This window comes from Massilia sp. 05N420, from assembly GCF_056397205.1.
Genome location: NZ_JBFTMX010000059.1, coordinates 1 through 25,436 on the forward strand (window position 1 = coordinate 1; position 25,436 = coordinate 25,436).

Genomic DNA, 25,436 nt, shown 5'->3' on the forward strand with positions numbered 1-25,436 from the left:
TGATGACGCCTCCCTCGATGTCGTGGTGTTTAGACACTTCCACTTTGGCACATCGATGCCGTTTTCGGGTGGGGGCGTCCATCCCATTGCTAAGTGTTGAATCYGCCCAGCGCCGCTCTCAAAAAGGCGTCTGGGCAGGCAATACGCTGGCCATGCAGCGCCCAGCGCCAGCCGAAGTAGTGGCYCAGGTATCGGCTGGCRATGCCGCGAAAAGGCAGCAGCCAGGTGCGCATCCGGCTGTGAGAGGCGTTCACGTTCTGGATGTGCAGCGCACCGCGCTYTCGTTCGCCGGCGCTCGCGTTGATGGCCTCATGTGAAATCCCGACCTCCCGCGCGAATGCCGGTAGCRCAGCCGGGCCAGCGRCGTGCCACTGAGGGCATTGAAGGTGCGATGGCAGCTGCGATTCAGGTCGACGTTGGACCGCAGGCTTGCAGAAAAGATTCCACACTTGGCGCGAACAGCGCCATAGAAAAAAGCCCGGCCGCACAAGCGAACCGGGCTTTCTTTTTACGCCTGGGCGATCACTCGGACCTGGCCCCCAGGTCGGCCGCCTTGACGTTCAGCTTGGCCTTGGCCTTCTTCTTCAGCGCCTCGATGTAGCCGTGGGTCTCGGCATTGCCGATGGCGCGGGCGATCGAGTCGGCTTCCTGCTTGCGGCGATCCTGGTCCGGTTTCGCCGGCATGGTCACCTTGCCGATGCGGTAGACGCCATAACCCTGGCCCGGCAGCTCGACGCCGATATAGGCCGGGAGCTTGCTCATATCGGCCTTCAGCACGGCCAGCGCAGCAGCGTGGTTGATGCCCGGATCCGTGGTCATGGTGCGCGACAGGACTTTCACATCGCCGAACCCGGCGGCGTCGCCGGATGCCTTCAGCGCGGCCAGCTTGGCCTCGCCGGCCTGGCGTGCCAGGCGCAGTTCTTCTTCCTGGGTCACGCGCTGGCGGATCTGGTCGGCCACTTCGGCCAGCGGACGCTTGGCGGCCGGTTTGAACTCGACCACGCGACCCGCCACCAGGGTGCTCGGCGCCACTTCCACAGCCTCGGTGTTGCGCTTGTTGGCGATGGCGTCCTGGGAGAAGATCGCCTTCAGGAACTTGTCGTTGTTGACAGGCGCATTGCCGAGCGCCGGGTTCGGCGTACGGGTCAGGCCCTCGACGGTCTGGATAGTCAGGCCCAGCTTGTCGGCCACCGGCTTCAGGCTGTCCGACTGCTCGTACACGGTATTCGAGAAGATCTCGGCCAGTTCCGAATACTTGTTCGACAGCTTGGTCTTCTTCAGGTCGGCAACGATCTCCGGCTTGGCTTCTTCCAGGGTCTTCTGGGTGGACGGCACGACTTTGGTCACCTTGACGATGTGGTAACCGAAGCTCGATCGCACCAGGCCGCTGACTTCGCCCTCCTTCAGCTTGTAGATCGCATCTTCGACCGGCTTGTCGAACAGGCCCTTCTCGACCACGCCGAGGTCGCCGCCCAGTTCCGCCGAGCCCGGGTCCTGCGACTGCGCCTTGGCGATCTTCGCGAACTCGTTCGGGTTCTTCTGGACGTCAGCCAGGATGGCCTGCGCCTTGGCCTTGGCAGCGGCGTCGTCGGCCGGCTTGGCGTCCTTCGGCACGGTGATCAGGATGTGGCTGGCGCTGCGCTTTTCCGGGGTGGCGAAGCGGGCCTTGTTCTTGTTGTAGGCGTCCGCGATTTCCGCGTCGCTGACGCTCACCTGCTTCTCGACGGTATCGGCGTTGAACACCACGTATTCGGCCTTGATCTGCTCCGGCACCTGGAACAGGGTCGCGTTCTTGTCGTAGTAGGCCTTGATCATGTCGTCGGTGACCTTGACCTGCGACGCGTAGTTCGCGATCGGGAACAGCAGTTCCTGCACCTCGCGCTGCTGGTCGTTGATGTCCGACAGGCGGCCGGCGACCGAGCGCGGCGCGAAGGCCGTTGCCTGCACCGATTCGGCCAGCTGCTGCACGGCCATCTGGTAGCCGATGCGCTGCTCGAAGGCCTGGGCGGTCAGACCCTGGGAGGTCAGGAAGGCCTTGTAGGCGTCGAGGTCGAAGCTGCCGTCCGGCTTGCGCAGGCCGGTCTGTTCCTGAATCGCCTTGGCCAGCGAGGCATTGCCGACGGCCAGGTGGCTACGCGCCACTTCGGCACTGATCGCACGCTCGGCGACCAGGCCGTCCAGGACTTCCTGCTTCGCTTCCGGCGTCTCGAACAGCTTCTGGTCGAAGCGCGGGCCCATCATGGCGCGGGCCTGGTCGATCTGGCGGCGCTGCGCCGCTTCCCATTCCTGCTGCGTGATGGTGCGGCCGTCGACGCTGGCCACGCCATCGTTGCTGCCGCGCTTCTCATACTGGCTGACGCCGACGAGCACGAACGAAGGCAGGATCAGCAGGAGCAGGAAAAACTGCATCAGCCGCTGGTGGGTACGGATAAATTCAAACATGGTCAGCCAATCAAGGTTGAAAATGCGATTACAAAAAGCCGAAAAAAAAGGCGAACCGTGGTTCGCCTTTTTTTCACACCTGATTCTGGCGGAGCGGACGGGGCTCGAACCCGCGACCCCCGGCGTGACAGGCCGGTATTCTAACCAACTGAACTACCGCTCCAGATTCTGTGCTGCATGCGTATCGTCTTTTTGGTGGCGGAGCGGACGGGGCTCGAACCCGCGACCCCCGGCGTGACAGGCCGGTATTCTAACCAACTGAACTACCGCTCCACGCAATAAGGCGACACTTTCCGCCGCGCTCAGCGCAGCGAAGGCATTAGTTTACTGCATCTTTCAGGGCTTTACCAGCCTTAAATTTCGGGACATTGGCAGCCTTGATCTTGATGGCTTCCTTGGTGCGCGGGTCGCGGCCGGTACGCGCAGCGCGCTCGCCGACGGTGAAGGTGCCGAAGCCGACCAGGGTCACGCTGTCTTTGTTTTTCAGGGTGTTGGTCACGGCGTCGATCATCGCGTCGAGGGCACGTGCCGCAGAGGCTTTGGTCAGGTCCGCGGACTTCGCAATTTCTTCGATCAGTTCAGTTTTGTTCACTTCTTTTCCCTCGTTAGACATTCGGCAAAAAACCGCAAGCGCGTATTAGACAAGGCGGGAATACTTTGTGTCAAGCAACGTTGCCTTTCGAACGGCCGGAAGAGATTCAAAACTTTGTTTTTTTGGGCATTGCCCAAAAAAACTCCCCGCGAAGGCGGGGACCCAGGTTCTGCATGCGCAATCGAAACGCAAACAAACTTGGGTCCCCGCCCGCGCGGGGACGACGGTACGACGGTGCGACTGCTAACCTGCTTTAGTGCTTGACCACGCCGCCCTGCCCTTCGGCGGTCGCCGCCACCGGGCTGCTGGCCACGGCCGGCACGTCGACCAGCGGCTCGGGCTCGCGCTCCAGCGCCACTTCCAGCACCTTCTCGATCCAGCGCACCGGAACGATCTCGAGCTTGTTCTTGACGTTGTCCGGGATCTCGGCCAGGTCCTTCACGTTCTGCTCGGGGATCAGCACGGTCTTGATGCCGCCGCGCTGGGCCGCCAGCAGTTTTTCCTTCAGGCCGCCGATCGGCAGGACTTCGCCGCGCAGCGTGATCTCGCCGGTCATCGCCACGTCGGCGCGGACCGGGATGCCGGTGAACACCGACACCAGCGCCGTCGTCAGGCCGATACCCGCGGACGGACCGTCCTTCGGCGTCGCACCCTCCGGCAAGTGGATGTGGATGTCGGTCTTCTCGAACACCTCGTTCTTGATGCCCAGGCGCGCAGCACGCGAACGGACCACGGTGCGGGCCGCTTCGATCGATTCCTTCATCACATCGCCCAGCGTACCGGTACGGATGACGGCGCCCTTGCCCGGCACCTGCACGGCTTCGATGGTCAGCAGGTCGCCGCCCACTTCGGTCCATGCGAGGCCGGCCACCTGGCCGACCTGGTTGTCCTTCTCGGCCACGCCGAAGTCGAAGCGGCGCACGCCCAGGAACTTGTCCAGGTTCTTGCCGTTGACGATGACGCGCTTGTTGTCCTTCTTCAGCAGCAGCATCTTGACGACCTTGCGGCAGATCTTCGAGATCTCGCGCTCGAGCGAACGCACGCCCGCTTCACGAGTGAAGTAGCGGATGATGTCGCGGATCGCCGATTCCTCGACCTTGATCTCTTCTTCCTTCAGCCCGTTGTTCTTGATCTGCTTCGGCAGCAGGTAGCGCTGGGCGATCGAGGTTTTCTCGTCTTCGGTGTAGCCCGACAGGCGGATCACCTCCATCCGGTCCAGCAGCGCCGGCGGGATGTTGAAGGAGTTCGAGGTCGCCACGAACATCACGTCCGACAGGTCGAAGTCGACTTCGACGTAGTGGTCGGAGAATGTATGGTTCTGCGCCGGGTCCAGCACCTCCAACAATGCCGACGACGGGTCGCCGCGGAAGTCCGCGCCCATCTTATCGATCTCGTCGAGCAGGAACAGCGGGTTGCGCACGCCGACCTTCGACAGCGACTGCAGCACCTTGCCCGGCATCGAACCGATGTAGGTGCGGCGGTGACCGCGGATCTCGGCCTCGTCGCGCACGCCGCCGAGCGCCATCCGCACGTACTTGCGGTTGGTGGCGCGGGSGATCGATTCGCCCAGCGAGGTCTTGCCCACGCCCGGAGGACCGACGAAGCACAGGATCGGCGCCTTCAGCTTGTCGACGCGCTGCTGCACTGCGAGGTACTCGAGGATGCGTTCCTTGATCTTGTCGAGGCCGTAGTGATCGGCTTCCAGCACCTGCTGGGCCTTCTCGAGGTCGATGGTGACCTTGGATTTCTTTTTCCACGGCAGGCCGACCAGGGTGTCGATGTAGTTGCGCACGACGGTGGCCTCCGCCGACATCGGCGACATCATCTTCAGCTTCTTGATCTCGGCCTGGGCCTTTTCCATGGCCTCCTTCGGCATCTTGGCTGCGATCACCTTCTTCTCGAGCTCTTCGATGTCGGCGCCGTCTTCACCTTCGCCCAGTTCCTTCTGGATCGCTTTCACCTGCTCGTTCAGGTAGTACTCGCGCTGCGATTTTTCCATCTGGCGCTTGACGCGGCCGCGGATGCGCTTTTCCACCTGCAGGATGTCGAGTTCGCCTTCCAGCTGGCCGAGCAGGTGCTCCAGGCGCTTGGAGACGTTGAAGATCTCGAGGATGACCTGCTTCTGCTCGAGCTTGAGCGGCAGGTGGGCGGCAACGGTGTCGGCCAGGCGGCCGGCGTCGTCGATACCGGCCAGCGAAGCCAGGATCTCGGGCGGGATTTTCTTGTTCAGTTTGACGTACTGGTCGAACTGCTGGACGATCGCGCGGCGCATTGCCTCGACCTCCGAATCGTCGCCGGATTCGGAATTAATCGGGGTCAGGTCGGCCACAAAATGGCTCGGCGCGTCGGTGATATGGTTGATACGGGCACGCTGGGCGCCTTCGACCAGCACCTTCACGGTACCGTCGGGCAGCTTCAGCATTTGCAGAATATTGGCCACGCAGCCGATTTCATAGATGTCTGCGGCGGAGGGCTCGTCCTTGGCAGCTGCTTTCTGGGCAGCGAGCATGATGCTCTTACCCTGTTCCATCGCGGCTTCGAGCGCCTTGATCGATTTCGGGCGGCCGACGAACAGAGGTATCACCATATGCGGAAACACGACCACGTCGCGCAGCGGCAGCAGCGGCAAGGTCATCTGTTCAGTAAATTTAGTAGTCGTCATGGCATACCTTATAAAAAGCGTGTTGACGATGTTGGGAGTCCACCGTCAATTCACAAGAGCGGCCGAAAAATAATTTTCTATCGCAACAGTTATTTACACTTAGCCGTTCTGACAAAAGCCAGTTTTGAAAATAAAAAAGCCACCACGCGACCGGAATCACGAGTGGCTTTTCGATTGAAGCCTGGTCTTTTGTTGAGATTGATTGTACCGCCAAGAATCAGCGTTTCAAGACCTTTTGTTGTGTGTGCGTCCGGAAATTTTTAATTTTCGCCGGCGGCTTTTGCGGATTCGCTATAAATCAGCAAAGGTTTCGCGCCGTTCGTGATCGTATTTTCATCGATCACGACTTTCACCACATTTTGCTGGCTTGGCAGTTCATACATCACGTCCAGCAGCGCATGTTCGAGAATCGAACGCAGGCCGCGTGCGCCGGTCTTGCGCGCCAGCGCCCTCTTGGCGATCGCATGCAGGGCCGCCGGGCGGATTTCGAGTTCCGCGCCTTCCATATCGAGCAGCTTCGAATACTGCTTGATCAGGGCGTTCTTCGGCTCGACGAGGATCTGGATCAGCGCGTCTTCGGTCAGTTCGCTCAGGGTGGCGACGACCGGCAGACGGCCCACCAGCTCCGGAATCAGGCCGAACTTGATCAGGTCTTCCGGTTCCGCTTCCATCAGCACGTCGCTGACCGAGCGCTGGGTCTGGCTCTTGACGTTGGCGCCGAAGCCGATGCCCGACTTTTCCGAACGGTTCTGGATCACCTTGTCSAGSCCRKCGAASGCGCCGCCGCAGATGAACAGGATATTGGTCGTGTCGATCTGGACGAAGTCCTGGTTCGGGTGTTTGCGCCCGCCTTGCGGTGGCACCGAAGCCATGGTGCCTTCGATCAGCTTCAGCAGGGCCTGCTGCACGCCCTCGCCCGAGACGTCGCGGGTGATCGAGGGATTGTCGGATTTACGGGAAATCTTGTCGATCTCGTCGATGTAGACGATGCCGCGCTGGGCTTTCTCGACTTCGTAATTGCAGCTCTGCAGCAGCTTCTGGATGATGTTCTCGACGTCCTCGCCCACATAGCCGGCTTCGGTCAGCGTGGTCGCGTCGGCAATGACGAAAGGCACGTTCAGCATGCGTGCGAGCGTCTGCGCCAGCAGGGTCTTGCCGGAACCGGTCGGGCCCACCAGCAGGATATTGCTCTTGGACAGCTCGATGTCGTCCTTCTTGCCGAGGTGCTTGAGGCGCTTGTAGTGGTTGTAGACGGCAACCGACAGGATGCGCTTGGCCGTTTGCTGGCCGATCACGTACTGGTCGAGCAGTTCGGCGATCTCGTGCGGCGTCGGCAGGTCGGACTTCGCGCCCGCCACCGATTCGACGTTGGAAGTCTCGTCGCGGATGATGTCGTTGCACAGGTCGATGCACTCGTCGCAGATGAAGACCGACGGTCCCGCGATGAGCTTCTTCACCTCGTGCTGGCTCTTGCCGCAGAAGGAGCAGTACAGGAGTTTTTCGCCGCTAGAGGATTTTTTGTCAGACATGGGGCAGGTTTCTGTTGAATTGCTACGAATATAACGCTAATACGGGGGCGCAACAAGTGCGCACCTCTCCATGCTACCTGAAATAAAAAAAGAACGCCCGGTACGCTGTTGCGCTCGGGCGTCTTTCAGCAACACCTATTATGGTGCTCAGGAGCGATTGGTCAAGACCTTGTCAATCAGGCCATATTCCACGGCTTCGTCGCTCGACATGAAGCGGTCGCGGTCGGTGTCCTTGTGGATCTGCTCGATCGTCTGGCCGGTATTGTCGGCCATGATGCGCGCCAGGCGCTCGCGCAGGTACAGGATTTCCTTGGCCTGGATTTCGATGTCCGAGGCCATGCCCTGCGAACCACCGGACGGCTGGTGGATCATGACGCGCGAGTTCGGCAGCGAGAAACGCTTGCCCTTGGCGCCCGCGGCCAGCAGGAAGGCGCCCATCGAGGCAGCCAGGCCCGTGCACAGGGTCGACACGTCCGGCTTGATGAAATTCATCGTGTCGAAGATGGCCAGGCCGGCCGACACCGAACCACCCGGCGAGTTAATGTAGAGCGAAATATCCTTGTCGGGATTCTCGCTCTCCAGGAACAGCATCTGAGCCACGATCAGGTTGGCCATCTGGTCGTTGACAGGGCCGACCAGGAAAATCACGCGCTCTTTCAGCAGGCGCGAATAGATGTCGTAGGCACGCTCGCCGCGGCCGCTCTGCTCGATCACCATCGGCACGAGGCCGAGGGCTTGTGTATCCAACGCAGGATTACGATTCATACCTGTCACTTTCCTTAAAGAAGATGTTCAGAGACGCCAACCGGCGCACACGGCGCCGGTTGGCAAGGCTCGTCACCTCAAGCTTACAACCAAGCTCAGGCTTGCGGCGCGCTGCCCATCAGCTCGTCAAAGGCGATGTCCTTGGCCGTCACCTTTGCCTTGCCAAGCACATAGTTAACGACGTTTTCTTCCAATACAAGAGCCTCGATCTCGCCCAGGCGACGACGATCGCTATAGTAGTACTTCAGGACTTCCTTCGGATCTTCGTAGCTTTGTGCGAAGTCTTCGATCTGCGATTTCACCTGCTCCTGGGTAGCCTGGAGGTTGTTGTCGCCCACCAGCTGCGACAGGATCAGGCCCAGGCGCACGCGGCGCTCGGCCTTGGTGGCGAACAGGTCGGCCGGGAACGGCAGGCTCTTCACGTCCATGCCGCGCTGGGCCATGTCCTGGCGGGTCTGCTCGGCCAGGCGCTGCGAATCCTGCTCGATCATGACCTTCGGCACGTCCATCTCGGTGGCCTTGACCAGGGCGTCCATCACGGCTTCCTTGTTGCGGGCCTTGATGCGGGCGTTGACTTCACGCTCCAGGTTGACCTTGATGTCTTCGCGCATCTTTTCGACGCTGCCGTCTTCGATGCCCAGCGACTTGGCGAACTCGGCGTCGACTTCCGGCAGGTGCGCCCACTCCAGGTTCTTCAGGGTGATGGTGAACTCGGCGGTTTTACCGGCCACGTCCTTGCCATGGTAGTCCTCCGGGAAGGCCAGCGGGAAGGACTTCGACTCGCCCACTTTCAGGCCGACGGTGGCGGCTTCGAATTCCGGCAGCATGCGGCCTTCGCCCAGCACGAATGCGTAGTTCTCGGCCTTGCCGCCGGCGAACTCGACGCCGTCGATGGTGCCGACGAAGTCGACGGTCACGCGGTCGCCGTTGGCTGCGACAGGCTCGCCACCGTCGCCATGCTCACCGGCTTCGCCCTTGGTGTGGAAGTGCACGCGCTGCTTGCGCAGGATGTCGATGGTCTTGTCGATCTCGGCGTCCGAAACGTCGGCCTTGACGGTCTCGACTTCGATGCCCGCCAGGTCCGGCAGGGTCACTTCCGGGTAGACTTCGAAAGTGGCGTCGAAGGCCAGCATGCCTTCCGGTGCGTCTTCCTTCGGCTCGATTTTCGGCATGCCGGCAACGCGCAGCTGGTTCTCTTCGGCGGCCTCGCCGAATGCCTGGCCAACCTTGTCGTTCAGCACGTCAGATTCGATCTGGAAGCCGTACTGAGCCGCAACCATTTTCAGAGGAACCTTGCCCGGACGGAAGCCCGGCGCACGAGCGGTCTTGGCCTGCTTCTTGAGGCGCTTTTCAACTTCCGTACGTACGTCGCTCAGCGGAAAAGTGAGAGTCAAGCGACGCTCGAGTTTACCCAGGTTTTCGACTGCAGTTGCCATTGTAAAAATCGTCCAAAAAAATAATTATTCGTGGTGCGAGGAGGGGGACTCGAACCCCCACACCATTGCTGGCGTCAGGACCTAAACCTGGTGCGTCTACCAATTTCGCCATCCTCGCTCAGGATTGCATCTTGCCGCAAAAACAAAGGGCGCCCGACGATACTTCCGGTCGCCCTGCACTCCATCTGTTTAGGGGCTACAACTTCAACCAGTTATTTTACTGGATTTTCTGACACCATTGGGCGATTTTTCATTCTGCCGTGCGGATGAGCCGAATCCGGCTTCTTCACCCGGAACCATGCGGCATACAGCGCCGGCAGGAACAGCAGGGTCAGCGCGGTCGCCACCAGCAGGCCGCCCATGATCGCCACCGCCATCGGTCCCCAGAATACGGAACGCGACAGCGGAATCATCGCCAGCGCCGCCGCGGCCGCCGTCAGGAGGATGGGACGGCAGCGCCGCACCGCCGCTTCGACGATCGCATCCCAGGCTTCGGCGCCGGCGGCGATATCCTTCTCGATCTGGTCGACCAGGATCACGGAATTCCGGATGATCATGCCGAACAGCGCGATCACACCCAGGTTGGCGACGAAACCGAAGGGGCGACCCAGCAGCAGCAGTGCCATCGCCGCGCCGGCCACGCCCAATGGCCCGGTCAGGAACACCAGCACGGATCGGGAAAAGCTATGAAGCTGCAGCATCAGCAGGGTGAACACGATGAACAGCACCAAAGGCACGTTGGCCGAGATCGAGGCCTCCGCTTCCGAACTGTCGGCCGCCGCGCCGCGCAGGGTGACTTTGTAGCCGGCCGGCAGTTTGGCGCGCAGCGCGGCCAGCTTCTCGCCGACCTGGGTCGACACCGTCGCGCCCTGGATGCCGGGCACCACGTCGGACTGCACCATGATCGCCCACTCGCGCCCTTCCCTCCATACCACGCCCGGCTCCCACACGAACTCGATGCGCGCGACCTGCGACAGCGTTACCGGCTTGCCGGACGGCGTCGCGATATTCGCATTCGCCAGCACCGACATGGTCGAACGCTCCTCGACCGGCTGGCGCACCACGATGTCGATCAGGCGGTTGCTCTCCCTGAACTGGCCGATGGTGGTGCCGGACAGCACGGTGGCGACGGTGCGGCGCACCGCCTGGCTGGTCACGCCGAGGGCGCGCAGCTTGTCCTGGTCGAGGTCGAGCCGCAGCACCTTCACCGACTCGTTCCAGTTGTCGTTCACGCCCACCGCATTCGGATTCGCGCGCATGATCTCCTTGACCTGGTCGGCCACGCCGCGCACCACGGCGATGTCCGGACCGGAAACCAGGAACTGCACCGGATACGGCACCGGCGGCCCGTTCGGCAGCAGCTTCACGCGCCCCCGCACCTCCGGAAAGTCGGTCTTCAGCACCGCCTCGATCCTGTGCATCAGGGCTTCGCGCATATGGGTGTCCTTCGGCAGCACCACCATCTGCGAGACGTTCGACTGCGGGAAGATCTGGTCCAGCGGCAAGTAGAAGCGCGGGCTGCCGGTGCCCACATAGCTGGTCACGCTCTCCAGCTCGGGCTGGCGGCGGACCCAGGTCTCGAACTTCTTCACCAGCGCCTCGTTGGCGGCAAAGCTGGTGCCTTCCGGCAGCCACATCTCGACCATCAGCTCGGGGCGGCTGGAATCCGGGAAGAACTGCTTCTCGATGAACTTGAAGCCGAACACGCCCAGCGCGAACACCGCCAGCGAGAGCGCAATCGTGGTCTTGCGCCATTCCACGCAGCGGCTCACCAGGCGGCGGAAACGCTCGTAGCCGGGCGTGTCGAAGACGTCGTGGCCGCCGTGCTCGCCGGCCGGATGCGGCTGCACCTTCAACAGGACGAAGCCGATGTATGGCGTGAAGGTCACCGCGACGACCCAGGAAATCACCAGCGCCAGCRCATTCACCGAGAACATCGAGAAGGTGTATTCGCCGGCCGCGGATTTCGCCAGGCCGATCGGCAGGAAACCGGCGGCGGTGATCAGGGTRCCGGTCAGCATCGGGAAGGCGGTCGAGGTATAGGCGAAGGTGGCCGCCTCGAAGCGCGACATGCCCTCCTCCATCTTTCGCACCATCATCTCGACGGCGATGATGGCATCGTCCACCAGCAGGCCGAGGGCGATGATCAGCGCGCCCAGCGAGACCTTGTGCAGCGAGATATCGAGCAGGTTCATGAACAGGAAGGTGATCGCCAGCACCAGCGGAATCGTCAGCGCCACCACCAGGCCGGGGCGCACGTCGACGCGCCAGCGCGGCTTGCTGTGCAGGCCCAGCGCCAGGAAGGAGACGACCAGCACGATTACCACCGCTTCGACCAGGGTGTGCATGAATTCACTGACGGACGCCGTGACCGCGGCCGGCTGGTTCGACACCCGCGCCAGCTCGATGCCGACCGGCAGCTGGGACTTGATGCGGGCCACGGTCTGCTCCAGGCCCTTGCCGAGCTGGATGATGTTCCCGCCCTTCTCCATCGACACGCCCAGGCCGATCACTTCCTTGCCGTTGAAGCGCATCTTGTCGTGCGGCGGATCCTCGTAGGCGCGCTGCACGGTGGCGAAGTCGCCCAGGCGGAAAGTGGTGTTCCCGGCGCGCAGGCTGAGGTCCTCCAGCTGCTTCGGCGACTTCAGGGCACCGGTGACCCGCACCTGCAGGTTCTCGCCCGGCGTCACCAGCACGCCGGCCGACTCGACCCCGTTCTGGGTCGCGATCTGGTTGACGATGGCATCGAAAGGCACGCCCAGCTGGGCGAACTTCTGCTGCGAGAACAGGATGTTGATCTTCTCCTGCTGCACCCCGAACTGCTCGACCTTGGCTACCAGCGGCACGCCCAGCAGCTGCTGCCGCACGAAGTCGGCATAGTCGCGCATCTCGGCGTAGGTGAAGCCGTCGCCGGACAGCGCGAAGATGGAGCCGTAGGTATCGCCGAATTCATCGTTGAAGAAGGGTCCGATCACGCCCTGCGGCAGGGTCAGGGCGATATCGCCGATCTTCTTGCGCACCTGGTACCAGGTCGGCGGCACCGCCGATGGCGGCGTCGATTCCCGCAGCTCGAGGATGATGGTGGTCTCGCCCGGCTTGGAAAAGCTGCGGATGCGGTTGACGTAGGGCGTTTCCTGCAGCTTGCGCTCCAGCGGGTCCGTCACCTGCTGGGCCATCTGCACGGCGGTGGCGCCCGGCCAGCGGGCCTGGATCACCATCGCGCGGAAGGTGAAGGGAGGATCCTCGTCCTGGCCCAGCTGGTTGTAGCTGAGGATGCCCAGCAGGAGCAGGACGGCGATCAGGTAGCGGGTCAGCGGGATGTTTTCCAGCGCCCAGCGCGACAGGTTGAATCCCCTCATTTGCGGGCTCCACCACCGGCCGCTTCAAGCTCCGCGTCGGCGCGGCGCGCGACGTCCGCGGTGAGGATCTTCACCTTCTGGCCATTCTTCAGCAGGTTGACGCCGGCGGTGACGATGGCCTGCCCGGGGCGCACGCCGCCGCTCAGCAGCACGTCGTTGCCGGCCACGCCGGCCACCTGCACCGGCTGCAGCCGGACCTGCTGTACGTCGTTGGCCTTGTCGATCACCCAGACGGCGCTGCCGCCCTGGATCTGCACCAGCGCGGAGAGCGGCGCGCGCAATTGCGTGCCGGCGGCCGCGCCGGCCTGGCGCACCAGCTCGACCACGGCGGTCATCCCCAGCCGAACGTCTTCGCTGGGCGGAATCGACACCTTCACGGTATAGGTACGGGTCGCCGGATCGGCCACCGGCGACACCTCGCGGATCGTGCCGGGAATGCTGCGATCGGGATCGGCCCACAGGCGCACCTTCACCTGGCCCATGTGGCGCAGCTGCTCGACCTGGTCTTCCGGCACCCCGATCACGACTTCCTTCTCGTCGGTGCGCGCGACCCGCACCACCGGGGTGCCGGCTTGCACCACCTGGCCGACTTCGGCATCGATGCCGGTCACCACGCCGTCGACATCCGACACCAGGCTCGCATAGCCGGTCTGGTTGGCCTGCTCGCGCAGCAGGGCGCGCGCGGCTTCTGCGCTGGCCTGGCTGGAATGGGCCGCCGCGACCTTCTGGTCGAGCACGGCCTGGCTGACGAAATTCTGGCTGCGCAGATCCTGGTAGCGCTTCAGCTCCGCACGCGCCAGTTCGGCATTGGTCTGGGCCGCGCGCAGATTGGCCTGGGCCTGGGCCTGGCCGAGACGCAGGTCCTGGGGATCGAGCTGCATCAGGACGGTGCCGCGCTTGACGCTGGTGCCGACGTCCACCTTGCGCGCGCTGATCTTGCCGCCGACCCGGAAGCCGAGGCGCGACTCGTAGCGCGGCCGCACGTCGCCGGAAAATTCGGCGCTGTCCTGCACGCCGCCGGCAGCCAGGGTCAGCGCCCGCACCGGACGCACGTCCTCGGGAGGCGGCGCATCCTTCGAGCAGGCGGCCAGCAGGGACAGGGCGAGGGCAGCGGCGATCAGGGTGCGCGGAACGGGAATGCGGAGTACTTGCACGGTGGTTTCCTCTCGGGGGAAGGCCGCGGCGAGGGCGGCAATATTCTTGTCTTAAAGCGCAACAATTATAATCATGCAAACACAGCCAGTAAATGACGTTAGAGTCAGTTCTCGATGTCCGCCCCATGCCCATAGACCATTACGAAAACTTTCCTGTCGCTTCCATCCTGCTGCCGCGCCGCCTGGTGCCGGCGGTCGAGGCGATCTACGCCTTCGCGCGCAGCGCGGACGACATCGCCGACGAAGGCGATGCCGCGCCGGCCGAGCGTCTTGCCGCGCTGGATGCCTACGATGCCGCGCTGGACGGCATCGARCGCGGCGATCCTCCCGCCACGCCGATGTTCGCGCGCCTGGCCGACGCCCTGCGGCGCCACGCCCTGCCCCTGCAGCCGCTGCGCGACCTGCTGAGCGCCTTCCGCCAGGACGTGGTCACCACCCGCTACCCCGACTATACAGCCCTGCTCGATTATTGCCGGCGCTCCGCGAATCCGGTCGGGCGCCTGATGCTGGGCCTCTACGGCACCGTGGACGAGTCCAGCCTGCGCGAATCGGATGCGGTCTGCTCGGCCCTCCAGCTGATCAACTTCTGGCAGGACGTCGGCATCGACATCGAGAAAGGCCGTATCTACCTGCCGCAGGAAGACCTGGTCCGCCACGAGATCGGCGAGGAAGAGATCGCCCGGGGCCACACCGGCCCCGCCTGGCGCGCCCTGATGCGCTTCGAGGTCGAACGGGCGCGGGCCCTGATGCTGGAGGGCGCGCCGCTGGCCACCCGCCTGCCGGGACGGATAGGCTGGGAGCTGCGCCTGGTCGTGCAGGGCGGGCTGCGGATCCTCGAAGGGATCGAGCGCGCCGACTACGATGTATTCCGGCGCCGGCCCCAGCTCAGGCGGCTCGACTGGGCGATACTGCTGTGGCGAGCGTTCCGCATGTAAAATAGCGGACTAGCATCAGGCATCAACCACTATTATTTATGTCTCCCGACGACTACTGCCAACAAAAGACCGTCCAAAGCGGCTCCAGCTTCTACTACAGCTTCCTGTTCCTGCCGCCCGAGCGCCGCAGGGCGATCACGGCGCTGTATGCATTCTGCCGGGAGGTCGACGACACCGTCGACGAGACCCACGACCAGTCGGTCGCGCGCATCAAGCTGGCCTGGTGGCGCACTGAAGTGTCCGCGATGTATAAAGGCGCGCCGACCCACCCGGTGACCCAGGCGCTGCAGCCCCACCTGGCCGCCTACAATCTGCAGGAGCAGCACCTGCAGGCCATCATCGACGGCATGGAGATGGACCTCGACCAGTCGCGCTACCTCGATTACGCCGGCCTGCGCAAATACTGCTGGCATGTGGCGGGCGTGGTCGGCATCCTGTCGGCCAGCATCTTCGGCGTCACGAATCCCAAGACCCTGCAGTATGCCGAGAAGCTGGGCCTGGCGTTCCAGCTGACGAATATCATCCGCGACGTCGGCGACGACGCGCGCAAGGGCCGCATCTACCTGCCGGTCAACGAACTGCAGCAGTTCAACGTGACCGCCGCGGACATCCTGAATTTCCGCCACAACGAGAAGTTCGAGGCGCTGATGAAGTTCCAGGCCGACCGTGCGCGCGCCGTCTACGACGAAGCCTTCGCCCTGCTGCCGAAGGAAGACCGGCGCGCCCAGCGTCCCGGCCTGATGATGGCGGCGATCTACCGCACCGTCCTCGACGAGATCGAGCGCGACGACTTCAAGGTCCTGAACCAGCGCATCTCCCTCACGCCGCTGCGCAAGCTGTGGCTGGCGTGGAAGACCTATGTCCGCGGATAAGCGGAAGGCTGCCGCCGGTCCGCGCGTTGCCGTCATTGGCGGCGGCTGGGCCGGCTGCGCCGCCGGCGTCGAACTGGCGTCGCGCGGCGCGCGGGTCACGCTGTTCGAAGCCGCCCGCACCCTGGGCGGCCGCGCCCGTGCCGTGCAGGCGAAGGAAGCCCTGCTCGACAACGGCCAGCACATCATGCTGGGCGCCTATGCGCAGACGCTGGCGCTGCTGCGCCGGGTCGGCGTCGCGGAGCGCGATGCGCTGCTGCGCCTGCCGCTGCAAATGCGCTATCCGCCCGGCAGCGGGCTGCTGGACTTCGTCGCCCCGCCCCTGCCGGCGCCGCTGCACATGCTGCTGGCGCTGTTGCGCGCGAAAGGCCTGGACCGCGACGACAAGCTGGCGCTGGCGCGCTTCAGCACCAGCGCACGCTGGATGCAGTGGGGCCTGAACACCGACTGCAGCGTGGCCGAACTGCTGGAGCGCTTCGGCCAGACCGCGCGCCTGACCCGCCTGATGTGGCGGCCGCTGTGCCTGGCGGCACTGAACACGCCGATCGAGCGGGCTTCCGCCAAGGTCTTCCTGGCGGTGTTGCGAGACAGCCTGGGCGCCAATCGCAAGGCCTCGGACATGCTGATCCCGAGGGTGATGCTGGATGCCCTCTTTCCCCAGGCCGCGCAAGGCTATATCGAAGAGCGCGGCGGCCGGGTCCTGTGCGGAGCCCGGGTCGACGCCATCGCGCCGGCGGACGAGGGCTGGCAGGTCGCAAGCGGCGCCGATTCCTCACGCTTCGACGCCATGGTGCTGGCCACCCCGGCCTGGCAGAGCGCGGCCCTGCTGCGGCCCCTGGCCGGCGCCGAAACGCTGGCGGCCCAACTCGAGGCCTTCGACTACGAGCCGATTTCGACGGTCTACCTGCAATATGAGGCCGGCCAGCGCCTGCCGCTGCCCTTCTGCGCCCTGCTCGACGACCCGGCGCACGGGGCCTGGGGCCAGTTCGCCTTCGACCGCGGCCAGCTCGATCCCGGCCAGGACGGCCTGCTGGCGGTGGTCGTCAGTACGGCGGCCGAGGCGGCGGCCCTCGACCAGGATGCCCTGGCCCAGGCCGTCGCGGCGCAACTGGCGGGCGCTTTCGGCCGGCCCGCCCTGGCGCAGCCGCACTGGAGCCGCGTATTGACGGAGAAGCGCGCCACCTTCGCCTGCACTCCGGGCCTGCTACGTCCGGCCAACGCCACCGGCCTGCCGGGCCTGGTATTGGCCGGCGACTATACCGCCGGCGACTATCCGGCGACCCTGGAGACGGCGGCGCGCAGCGGCCTGGCCGCCGCCCGGCTGGCGCTGGGCATCAAGCCATGAGCTACGGTTATCGGCCCCAGGCGCAGCCTGCCCCGTCAAAACTGCATCCTGTCGCACATGCGTGGCGTTCCACGGGCCGGATGGGTACAGTGGCAGCATCGACACAAGTGTTATCGGATCAACAAATGAACAGCCTGCTGGCCCTGCGTACCCTGCTCCTGCTCGCCTTCGTGGTCGTGGCAACGGCCATCCTGGTGCAACCCGGCCTCGGCGCGTCGAGCGATCCGGCCGTCCATGCCATGCTGATGGTGGCGCGGAACTGAGGTGGAGCAGGCGATGGGCAAACTGGAATACCTCGAGCTGCTGAAGCGCGCCATGCTGGGCCTGCCGCCCGAAGTGCAAGCCAAGACCCTCGGCTATTACGAGCAGCGCTTCGTCGACGGCGTCAATACCGGCCGCAGCGAACAGGACGTCGCGCGCGAACTCGACGACCCGAACAGGATCGCGATGACCTTGCGCGCCAGCAGCCATAGTGCGCAACTCGGGGCCCAGGCCACCGCGCAATCCACGCCCCCGGCTGCCGGCCAGGCCGCCGCCAGGCCGGCCCCGGTCCTGGAAAAGCGCAATCCGGTCGGGGTGCTGCGGGTGCTGGTGTCCGGCGCCGGCCTCGCGATCTTCAACCTGTTCATGATCGTGCCGGCGATGGTGTATTCGGCCCTGCTGTTCGCGCTGTATGTGTGCGCCCTGGCCTTCTACCTGAGCGGCATCGCCATCACCGCCAGCGGCCTGGCCGGCAACAGCGAACTGCTGCTCGACCTGCCGACCCGCTACGTGCAGATCGGCGACGAAGATCCGGACCGCCGGCAGATCCGGGTGCGGATCGACGATACCGGCATCCACGTCCACGAGGAAGGCGCCGACGCCGGCAATGACGACGAGGGCAAGGCCAGCGGCTCGCGCCTGCGCCGCGGCGCCGAAGTCGTGGCCGGCAACAGCCTGCATATCACGACCGACATGGACGCCGACTCGCGCACCACCCAGACCCTGTTCGGCTTCGGCATGGTGCTGGGCGGGATCGCGCTGTTCCTGCTGTCGCTGGTGGCGACGCGCTTCACGGCGCAAGGCATCAAGCGCTACGTCCAGATGAATTTCTCCCTGCTCAAGGGACATTGAGAGAGCGAGGAGACCCATGCGCGCATTGATCAAGACCGGATTCGCCCTGCTGCTGCTAGCCCTGCTGCTGATCGGCGCTTCCTGGAGCATGCTGCGGGCCCAGGGCAACAGCGGCGGCGCCGCCAGCCCGGGCAGCCGCCTGGTCGCCACCGAAAAACGCACGCTCGGCGCCAGCATCGGCGAGGTCGACGTCAGCGGGCCGATCAACCTGATCCTGCGCCAGGGCACCTCGGCCTCGCTCGAAGTGCGCGGCGAACAGCGCCTGCTGGCCAACGTCGACACCACGGTGGACGGCAATACCCTCCACATCGGCCCGCGCGGCATCCTGCTGCGCCACCGCCAGCCGCTCGAAGTCACCCTGGTGCTGCCGACACTCGAGCACCTGACCCTCAGCGGCAACGGCCAGCACACGGTCAGCGGCTTCTCGGGCGACCGCATCGAACTGAACGTCAACGGCTCGGCCGGCCTGCGCTTCAACGGCCGCTACCGCGAGATCGACGCCAGCCTGCTCGGCAGCGGCGACATCGACATCACCGGCGGCAATGCCGACCGGGTGACGGCCGACGTCAAGGGTACCGGCCACATGACCCTGGTGGGCGGCGCGCGCGAACTGCATGCGGAAGTCGCCGGCGCCGGCGAACTCGACGCCCGCCACCTGCGCGCCGCCGACGTCGACCTGGCCCACCACGGCTCCGGCAGCAGCGCGGTCTACGCCAGCAAGCGCGTGAACGTGGAAATGACCGGCAGCGGCAGCATCACCGTGTTCGGCAATCCCGACCGCCGGGAAGTCAGCCGCAACGGCAGCGGCAGCGTCAGCTTCCAGGACTGATCAGGCGCCGCCTTTCATCCAGTCCAGCGCACCCTGGCCGGCGGCCCGCCCGCTGCCGAAGCAGGCGGTCAGCAGGTAGCCGCCGGTGGGCGCTTCCCAGTCGACCATCTCGCCGGCCACGAACACGCCCGGCAGCGCGCGCAGCATGCCGGCCGGCGAGGCCAGCGCCTCGAAGCGCACCCCGCCGCCGCTGCTGATCGCCTCCGCGATCGGGCGCGGACGCTCCAGCGTGAGCGGCAAGGCCTTGATGGCGGCCGCCAGCCGCGCCGGGTCCGCATATTCTTCCTTGCGCAAGGCTTCGTGCAGCAGGCCCGATTTCACGCCCTTGATCCCCAACCGGCTTTGCAGGTGGCTGGACATCGACTTCGCACCGCGCGGACGCATCACTTCCTCCGCCACGCGCGCGGCATCGTGGTCGGGCAGCAGGTCGATCCAGACCGTGGTCCGGCCATCGCGCAGGATGCGGTCGCGGATGGCCGCCGACAGCGCGTACACCAGGCTACCTTCGATGCCGCAGGCCGTGATCACGAACTGTCCCTTGCGATAGATCTTTCGCCCGTCGCCATCCTCGGCCGCCAGCGCCACCGTGGTGAGCGGCGCGCCGGCGTAGCGGCTGGCGAAATGCTCGCTCCAGGCGGTCTCGAAACCGCAGTTCATCGGCACCAGCGGCGCCACCTCGACGCCCTGTTCGCCCAGCAGCGGCGCCCAGGCGCCGTCCGAGCCGAGGCGAGGCCAGCTGGCGCCGCCCATGGCCAGCACCACCGCATCGGCGGACTCCACCCGCTCGCCGTCCGGGGTCGCGAACAGGAGCCCGCCGTCGCGCCAGCCCAGCCAGCGGTGCCGCATGTGGAAGCGCACGCCGGCCTCACGCAGCCGGTGCAGCCAGGCGCGCAGCAGCGGCGCGGCCTTCATGTCGGTCGGGAATACGCGGCCCGAGCTGCCGACGAAGGTATCGATGCCGAGGCCATGGATCCACTCGCGCACCTGTTGCGGCGTGAAGCCGTCCAGCYATTGCCCGACCTCCACGCGGCGCTTCCCGTAGCGGCCGGCGAAGGTCTCGAAGTCTTCCGAATGGGTGATGTTCATGCCGCCCTTGCCGGCCAGCAGGAACTTGCGGCCGACGGAGGGCATGGCGTCATACAGGTCGACCTGCACGCCGCCGGCGGACAGCACTTCGGCGGCCATCAGGCCGGCGGGACCGCCGCCGACGACGATGGCGCGGCGCGGGGTTTCAGGGATGGCATTCATGGGCCGGCATTGTAGACGAAGTGGGTGTTCAAAAATATATGTAAAGGGGCCTTGACATTGGTTTCAACGCGTCCTACAGTGTCAAGCATGCTTTACATGTTAAGTGTACTTTACATAAAAGGAGGTGTCCAAATGCATGAGAAACGCGTTGCGCGGGCCTATACCCTCGAGCTGATGATCGCGCTGGCGGTCTATACGGTGCTGCTGATGGCGGCGATCCGCTACGGCCGCCCGATGGAAGACGGCTGGCTGCGCACCCTGGTGCTGGTCAGCCCCATGATCGGCTTCGGCCTGATGATCCGGACCATCGTGCGCCATTTCGCCCGGATCGACGAATACCAGCGCATGCGCATGCTGGAGAACCTCGCGATCGCCACCGCCATCACGGGCGCGGTCACCTTCACCTACGGCTTCATGGAAACCGCCGGATTCCCCAAGCTCTCCATGTTCTACGTTTGGGTCGTGATGTGCTCGAGCGTGGCCGTCGTCAACCTGGCCCGACGCCTGCTCGAAAAATGAAGAACCTGATCCGCGAACTGCGCGCCGCCCGCGGCTGGAGCCAGGTCCACCTGGCCGACCTGCTGAGCGTCTCGCGCCAGACCGTGATCGCCATCGAGACCGGGCGCTACGACCCCAGCCTGCCCTTGGCCTTCACGATTTCGAAACTCTTTGAACAACCGATCGAAGCAATCTTCTTTCCAGAACAGGAGCCAGCATGAACCCGTTTGCCTGCAAAAAGCCTTTCGCCTTCTTCCCCATCGTTGTCGGCGTTCTCGTCGCCCTGATGTCCGCTGGCTCGAGCCACGCCGCCGAAGCGGCCGCGCCGCAGGCGAACCGCTTCGCCGCCACCATCGCGCCGGCCGAGCGCTTCGAAATCGACGGCGCGCTGGTCGAGCAGTTCGGACCGAAAACGGGCGCCAGGGGCCGGCCGCTGGTCCTGATTCCCGGCCTGGCCAGCGGCGGCTGGGTGTGGCAGGAGACGGTGCGCGCCTTCAGCCCCGAGCGCGCGGTGTACGTCCTGACCCTGCCGGGCTTCGACGGCCGCCCGGCGGCGCCCGCCAATGCGTTCGCATCGGCGCGGGCCGCGGTCGGGAAGCTGCTCGAGCAGCGCCGGCTGGACAAGCCGGTCATCGTCGGCCACAGCCTGGGCGCGACGATGGCGCTGGCGGTGGCCGAGGACAAGCCGGCGAGCGTCGGCGGCGTGATCGCCATCGACGGCCTGCCCGTCATGCCGGGCACCGAAGCGCTGCCGCCGGCGGAACGCGGCAAGTATGGCCAGACCATGAAGGCGCGCCTGGCCGGCATGAACCCGGCGCTGTTCGCCTCCCAGCAGCAGGGCTATATGCGCACCATCGGCGTGATGGACATGAGCAAGGCCGACGACCTCGCCCAGCTGACCGGCCGCAGCGACCCGGCTTCCACCGGCCAGTACGCGGCCGACGTGCTGGAGCTCGACCTGCGTCCGGGCCTGAAGAACATCCAGGCGCCGGTGCTGATCATCTCTCCCTTCTTCGACGCCGACGGCAGCCAGCAGGGACTCACCGCCGATGCCAAGGCCGACTACTACCGCTCCCTGCTGCAGGGCGCGCCGAAGGTCGAGGTGGTGACGGTGGCGCCGGCCCGCCACTTCGCGATGATCGACCAGCCGCAGCAGGTCAACGACGCGATCCGCAAATACCTGGCCTCGCTGTGAGCTTCCGCGCCGGCGCGAAGTGATATATGCTCGACGGCGCGGCCCGATGGCTGCCGCGCCGTGATCGTATTTATCGCAAGGAGAGTTATGCCCCGTCTTACCAAGCTGTCCGTGGCCCTGCTGTTCGCCGGCGCCGCGTCCGTCCAGAGCGGCGCGCAAGCCGCCGCCGACACTGCCGCCACAGACCGCCCGCTTCCCGTCCGCCAGGCCGAGATCGACGCCATCGTCAAGGAGATCTCGCCGCAACGCATCCAGGGCTACGTCAACAAGCTGGTGAGCTTCGGCACCCGCCACACGATGTCGGACACCACCTCCGATACGCGCGGCATCGGCGCCGCCCGCCGCTGGATCAAGTCGGAGATGGAGCGCTGCGGCGCCGGCCGCCTCGAGGTGCGCTTCGACAGCCACCTGCACCCGGTCGACAACCGCATCTCGCGCCCGACCGAGATCGTCAACGTGGTCGCGACCCTGCCGGGCAGCCAGGCGGCCTCGAAGGACCGCCTGTACGTGGTCAGCGGCCACTACGATTCGCGCGTCACCGACGTCATGAACTACACCGACGATGCGCCCGGCGCCAACGACGACGCCTCGGGCACCGCGGCCGTGATCGAGATGGCTTGCGTGATGGCGCGCCACAAGTTCGACGCCACCCTGGTCTTCATGACCGTGGCGGCCGAAGAACAGGGCCTGTACGGCGCCGGCCACTTCGCCAGGGAAGCCAAGGCCAACAAGCTGAATATCGCCGGCATGCTGAACAACGACATCATCGGCAGCTCGCACGACGAAAAGGGCAGGCAGGACAACACACGCGTGCGCCTGTTCGCAGAAGGCGTGCCGCCGCTGAAGGAAGCGCCTTCGCCCGAGCTGCGCACCCTGCTCGTGACCGGCGGAGAGAACGATTCGATCACCCGCCAGCTGGCCCGCCACGTCAAGGAAACCGGCGAGCGCTACGTCCCGAACTTCAAGGTCGACATCATCTACCGGCGCGACCGCTACCTGCGCGGCGGCGACCACAGCCCCTTCCTCGACGCCGGCTATGCGGCGGTGCGCTTCACGGAACCGAACGAGGACTTCAGGCACCAGCACCAGGACCTGCGCAGCGAAAACGGCGTCAAGATCGGCGACCTGCCGGAATTCGTCGACCCCGACTACGTGGCCCAGGTGGCGCGCGTGAACGCCGCTTCGCTGGCATCGCTGGCATTGGCGCCGGCCGCTCCCCAGGAGGTGAAGGTGAAGACCGCAGCCCTCGACAACGGCACCGACCTGGCGTGGAAGGCGAATGCCGAACCCGACATCGCCGGCTACCGCATCGTCTGGCGCGAGACCACCGCGCCGCTGTGGCAGGGTTCGCGCTACGTCGGCAACGTGACCACGGCCCGCGTCGACATGTCCAAGGATAACGTGCTGTACGGCGTGCAGGCCGTGGACAAGGACGGCAACGTCAGCCCGGCGACCTACCCGCTGCCGGCACGCTGAGCCTCGCCCGAGCGCCGGATTCGCCACACGGCGCGCCGGCCACCCGCTTTTCCTACGCCGCGGCGCAGCATGCCGCGGCGTTCTCATTTTCGATCCCGCACTCTCCAGCGCCAGCGCAAGGATACCCCCGAACACATGGGTAATACTCATGCCGCATCGCGGTTTTTCGCTATGCGCTGCAGCATTTTTTCTTTAGCAGACACATAACAATTTTCTTGACTTGTATTCTGCTGAGAATATTCTTATGCGTACAACAATAAAGAACCACGTAGTCCGGTAGTCCGTAACATCATCTTGGAGGATGTAAATGTCGGCAATGACACGTAGGACATTGCTGGGCGCGATCGCGACCAGCCCGCTCTGGCTTCAAGCTGCATGGGCCCAGCCCACCAATCTCAAGATCTCCCACCAGTTTCCCGGCGGCAGCGTCGCCGAAGGGGATTTCCGCGACCGCCTGTGCCGCATGTTCGCGGCCGGCGTCGAACGCCGTACCAGGGGCAGGCTCAAGTTCTCGATCTACCCGCACTCCTCGCTGATGAAGAGCGAAGACCAGATCCCGGCCCTGTCTAAGGGCCAACTCGACATGTCGCTGGTACCGCTGACCTATGCCGGCGCCGAACTGCCGGAAGTGAACATCGGCCTGATGCCGGGCCTGGTGACCTCCTACGAGCAGGGCTATGCCTGGAAGGATGCGGAAATCGGCAAGGAATTCACCCGCATGCTGGCCGACCGCGGCATCGTGATCCTGAGCTGGATCTGGCAGGCCGGCGGCGTCGCCTCGCGCGGCAAGCCGATCGTCAATCCGGAAGACGCGGCCGGACTGAAGGTGCGCGGCGGCTCGCACGAGATGGACATGCTGCTCAAGGAAGCCGGCGCCAGCGTGGTCAGCATGCCGTCCAACGAAATCCGCGGCGCCTTGCAGAAGGGGCAGCTGGATGCGGCCATGACCTCCTCGTCCTCGCTGATCTCCTTCCGCCTGGACGAAGTCTCGAAATACGTCACCACCGCCCGCGGCGGCGCCTACTGGTTCATGCTGGAGCCGCTGCTGATCTCGAAAGCCGCCTTCGACCGCCTGCCGCGCGAGCAGCAGGGCATCCTGATGTCGGTCGGCGCCGAACTGGAAGYCTTCGCCCGCAGGTCGGCCGAGATGGACGATGCGGCGGTCGCGGCCCTGTTCCAGGGCAAGGGCGGGCGCACCGTGGACCTGACCGGAGAGTCGCTGCGCAAGTGGCAGGAGATCGCGCGGGAGACGGCCTGGAAGGATTATGGGTCGCGTAACGAAAATTGCGCGCGGCTGTTGGCGTTGGCGGAGAAGACCTTAGCTTAGAAACGTCGTTCCCGCGAAGGCGGGAACCCAGGTTTGCTTGAGCAGCCGACTACGTTCAGCTTTTGCCGCTGAACGGCGAACTTGGATCCCCGCCTTCGCGGGGACGACGGTTCCTATGTTGCCAGTTACTTCATCCCCCCGTCACCGGCGGAAAGAAAGCCACTTCCCCACCCTCGCGCACCGCCGTCTCCGGCTCGCACATCACATGATTGAAGGCCATGCGCAGCGCCCGCTCGCGGCCCAGGGCTTCGGCCCAGGCGCCGCCGCGGGCGATCAGGAAATCGCGCACCGCGCCGACCGTCGCCACGCCCTCGGGCAGCGTCACCGCCTCCCCAGCCGTACCGACAGCCTCGCGTACGCTGGCAAAAAATCGCAAATTGATGTTCATGTCAGTGTTGAAGTGAAGCGAAGGGGATGAAGCGGACCATGTCGCCGCGTGCGATCGCCTGGCCCGGCGGGCAGTCGATCAGGCCGTCGGCCCACACGGTGGAGGTCAGCACGCCCGAGCCCTGGTTCGGGAACAGTTCCAGCCCGCCCTCGCCGTTGATGCGGGCGCGCAGGAATTCGTTGCGGCGGTCCGGTTTCGGCCAATCGAAATCGGCGCGCATCGTCACCGCTTTCGGCGCGAGCTCGCCGCTCACGCCCTGCAGGCGCAGCAGGAA

General features: G+C 65.0%; 21 protein-coding genes, 3 tRNA genes and 2 pseudogenes. 11 read left to right on the plus strand and 15 right to left on the minus strand.

Annotated features, from left to right (window positions below; translation table 11 throughout):
• Window positions 1-89: 89 nt before the first annotated feature.
• The 12 genes and pseudogenes from AC1DIX_RS25445 to AC1DIX_RS25500 form a co-directional block, all read right to left on the minus strand.
• Window positions 90-353 (minus strand): annotated as a pseudogene (locus AC1DIX_RS25445) (hypothetical protein); the annotation flags it as partial.
• Window positions 354-522: 169 nt separating this feature from the next.
• The gene (locus tag AC1DIX_RS25450; protein ID WP_477328129.1) at window positions 523-2,442 is read right to left on the minus strand and encodes a SurA N-terminal domain-containing protein; all 1,920 of its coding nucleotides are present in this window, start codon (window positions 2,440-2,442) and stop codon (window positions 523-525) included.
• Window positions 2,443-2,528: 86 nt separating this feature from the next.
• Window positions 2,529-2,605 (minus strand) — tRNA-Asp (locus AC1DIX_RS25455).
• A 33-nt stretch (window positions 2,606-2,638) separates the two neighbouring features.
• Window positions 2,639-2,715 (minus strand) — tRNA-Asp (locus AC1DIX_RS25460).
• A 46-nt stretch (window positions 2,716-2,761) separates the two neighbouring features.
• Window positions 2,762-3,034 (minus strand): HU family DNA-binding protein, encoded by a 273-nt coding sequence (locus AC1DIX_RS25465; protein WP_442122143.1) that lies wholly within the window; start codon window positions 3,032-3,034, stop codon window positions 2,762-2,764.
• 253 nt (window positions 3,035-3,287) lie between these two features.
• The gene (lon, locus tag AC1DIX_RS25470) at window positions 3,288-5,696 is read right to left on the minus strand and encodes an endopeptidase La (RefSeq protein WP_477328130.1); all 2,409 of its coding nucleotides are present in this window, start codon (window positions 5,694-5,696) and stop codon (window positions 3,288-3,290) included.
• A 260-nt stretch (window positions 5,697-5,956) separates the two neighbouring features.
• A complete protein-coding gene (gene clpX / locus AC1DIX_RS25475) occupies window positions 5,957-7,225 on the minus strand; it encodes an ATP-dependent Clp protease ATP-binding subunit ClpX (RefSeq protein WP_477328131.1) in 1,269 nt (422 codons plus the stop codon).
• A gap of 147 nt (window positions 7,226-7,372) precedes the next feature.
• Complete coding sequence (gene clpP, locus AC1DIX_RS25480; RefSeq protein WP_442122140.1) at window positions 7,373-7,990, minus strand: ATP-dependent Clp endopeptidase proteolytic subunit ClpP; 618 nt, start codon at window positions 7,988-7,990, stop codon at window positions 7,373-7,375.
• 95 nt (window positions 7,991-8,085) lie between these two features.
• Window positions 8,086-9,426, minus strand: coding sequence for a trigger factor (tig, locus tag AC1DIX_RS25485; RefSeq protein WP_442122139.1), 1,341 nt, complete (start codon window positions 9,424-9,426; stop codon window positions 8,086-8,088).
• A gap of 31 nt (window positions 9,427-9,457) precedes the next feature.
• Window positions 9,458-9,544: transfer RNA gene (locus AC1DIX_RS25490), tRNA-Leu, on the minus strand.
• A 94-nt stretch (window positions 9,545-9,638) separates the two neighbouring features.
• Window positions 9,639-12,785, minus strand: coding sequence for an efflux RND transporter permease subunit (locus tag AC1DIX_RS25495; protein WP_477328132.1), 3,147 nt, complete (start codon window positions 12,783-12,785; stop codon window positions 9,639-9,641).
• Window positions 12,782-13,939, minus strand: coding sequence for an efflux RND transporter periplasmic adaptor subunit (locus AC1DIX_RS25500; RefSeq protein WP_477328133.1), 1,158 nt, complete (start codon window positions 13,937-13,939; stop codon window positions 12,782-12,784). Before AC1DIX_RS25500 ends, AC1DIX_RS25495 begins: the two co-directional genes overlap by 4 nt.
• 125 nt (window positions 13,940-14,064) lie before the next feature.
• Between AC1DIX_RS25500 and hpnC the strand changes: the two genes are divergently transcribed.
• The 6 genes from hpnC (at window position 14,065) to AC1DIX_RS25530 (ending at window position 19,030) form a co-directional block, all read left to right on the plus strand.
• Window positions 14,065-14,874 (plus strand): squalene synthase HpnC, encoded by an 810-nt coding sequence (hpnC, locus tag AC1DIX_RS25505; RefSeq protein WP_477328134.1) that lies wholly within the window; start codon window positions 14,065-14,067, stop codon window positions 14,872-14,874.
• Window positions 14,875-14,912: 38 nt separating this feature from the next.
• Complete coding sequence (hpnD, locus tag AC1DIX_RS25510) at window positions 14,913-15,746, plus strand: presqualene diphosphate synthase HpnD (protein WP_477328135.1); 834 nt, start codon at window positions 14,913-14,915, stop codon at window positions 15,744-15,746.
• Entirely contained in the window at window positions 15,733-17,088 is a 1,356-nt protein-coding gene (gene hpnE / locus AC1DIX_RS25515; protein WP_477328136.1) for a hydroxysqualene dehydroxylase HpnE, read from the plus strand. The genes hpnD and hpnE overlap by 14 nt, the downstream gene beginning before the upstream one ends.
• Window positions 17,089-17,213: 125 nt before the next feature.
• On the plus strand, window positions 17,214-17,351 hold the full coding sequence (locus tag AC1DIX_RS25520; protein WP_442122134.1) for a hypothetical protein: 138 nt from the start codon (window positions 17,214-17,216) through the stop codon (window positions 17,349-17,351).
• A 13-nt stretch (window positions 17,352-17,364) separates the two neighbouring features.
• Entirely contained in the window at window positions 17,365-18,201 is an 837-nt protein-coding gene (locus tag AC1DIX_RS25525; protein ID WP_477328137.1) for a DUF1700 domain-containing protein, read from the plus strand.
• Between the two features lie 16 nt (window positions 18,202-18,217).
• A complete protein-coding gene (locus AC1DIX_RS25530) occupies window positions 18,218-19,030 on the plus strand; it encodes a head GIN domain-containing protein (protein WP_477328138.1) in 813 nt (270 codons plus the stop codon).
• Here AC1DIX_RS25530 and AC1DIX_RS25535 read toward each other — a convergent pair whose 3' ends face one another.
• The gene (locus tag AC1DIX_RS25535) at window positions 19,031-20,278 is read right to left on the minus strand and encodes a BaiN/RdsA family NAD(P)/FAD-dependent oxidoreductase (RefSeq protein ID WP_477328139.1); all 1,248 of its coding nucleotides are present in this window, start codon (window positions 20,276-20,278) and stop codon (window positions 19,031-19,033) included.
• A 132-nt stretch (window positions 20,279-20,410) separates the two neighbouring features.
• Between AC1DIX_RS25535 and AC1DIX_RS25540 the strand changes: the two genes are divergently transcribed.
• The 5 genes from AC1DIX_RS25540 (at window position 20,411) to dctP (ending at window position 24,774) form a co-directional block, all read left to right on the plus strand.
• Window positions 20,411-20,797 carry a hypothetical protein gene (locus tag AC1DIX_RS25540; RefSeq protein WP_442122130.1) on the plus strand — a complete coding sequence of 129 codons (387 nt, stop codon included), beginning with the start codon at window positions 20,411-20,413 and terminating at the stop codon, window positions 20,795-20,797.
• Window positions 20,794-20,997, plus strand: a complete 204-nt coding sequence (locus tag AC1DIX_RS25545; protein WP_477328140.1) for a helix-turn-helix transcriptional regulator — start codon at window positions 20,794-20,796, stop codon at window positions 20,995-20,997. Before AC1DIX_RS25540 ends, AC1DIX_RS25545 begins: the two co-directional genes overlap by 4 nt.
• Entirely contained in the window at window positions 20,994-21,971 is a 978-nt protein-coding gene (locus AC1DIX_RS25550; RefSeq protein ID WP_477328141.1) for an alpha/beta fold hydrolase, read from the plus strand. Before AC1DIX_RS25545 ends, AC1DIX_RS25550 begins: the two co-directional genes overlap by 4 nt.
• 87 nt (window positions 21,972-22,058) lie before the next feature.
• Complete coding sequence (locus AC1DIX_RS25555; protein ID WP_477328142.1) at window positions 22,059-23,447, plus strand: M28 family peptidase; 1,389 nt, start codon at window positions 22,059-22,061, stop codon at window positions 23,445-23,447.
• A 307-nt stretch (window positions 23,448-23,754) separates the two neighbouring features.
• Window positions 23,755-24,774 (plus strand): TRAP transporter substrate-binding protein DctP, encoded by a 1,020-nt coding sequence (dctP, locus tag AC1DIX_RS25560; protein ID WP_477328143.1) that lies wholly within the window; start codon window positions 23,755-23,757, stop codon window positions 24,772-24,774.
• 130 nt (window positions 24,775-24,904) lie between these two features.
• Here the strand turns inward: dctP and moaD are convergent, their stop codons facing one another.
• Window positions 24,905-25,162: a molybdopterin converting factor subunit 1 gene (gene moaD / locus AC1DIX_RS25565; RefSeq protein WP_477328144.1), complete on the minus strand. Its 258-nt coding sequence runs from the start codon at window positions 25,160-25,162 to the stop codon at window positions 24,905-24,907.
• A gap of 1 nt (window position 25,163) precedes the next feature.
• Window positions 25,164-25,436 (minus strand): annotated as a pseudogene (locus AC1DIX_RS25570) (molybdopterin molybdenumtransferase MoeA); the annotation flags it as partial.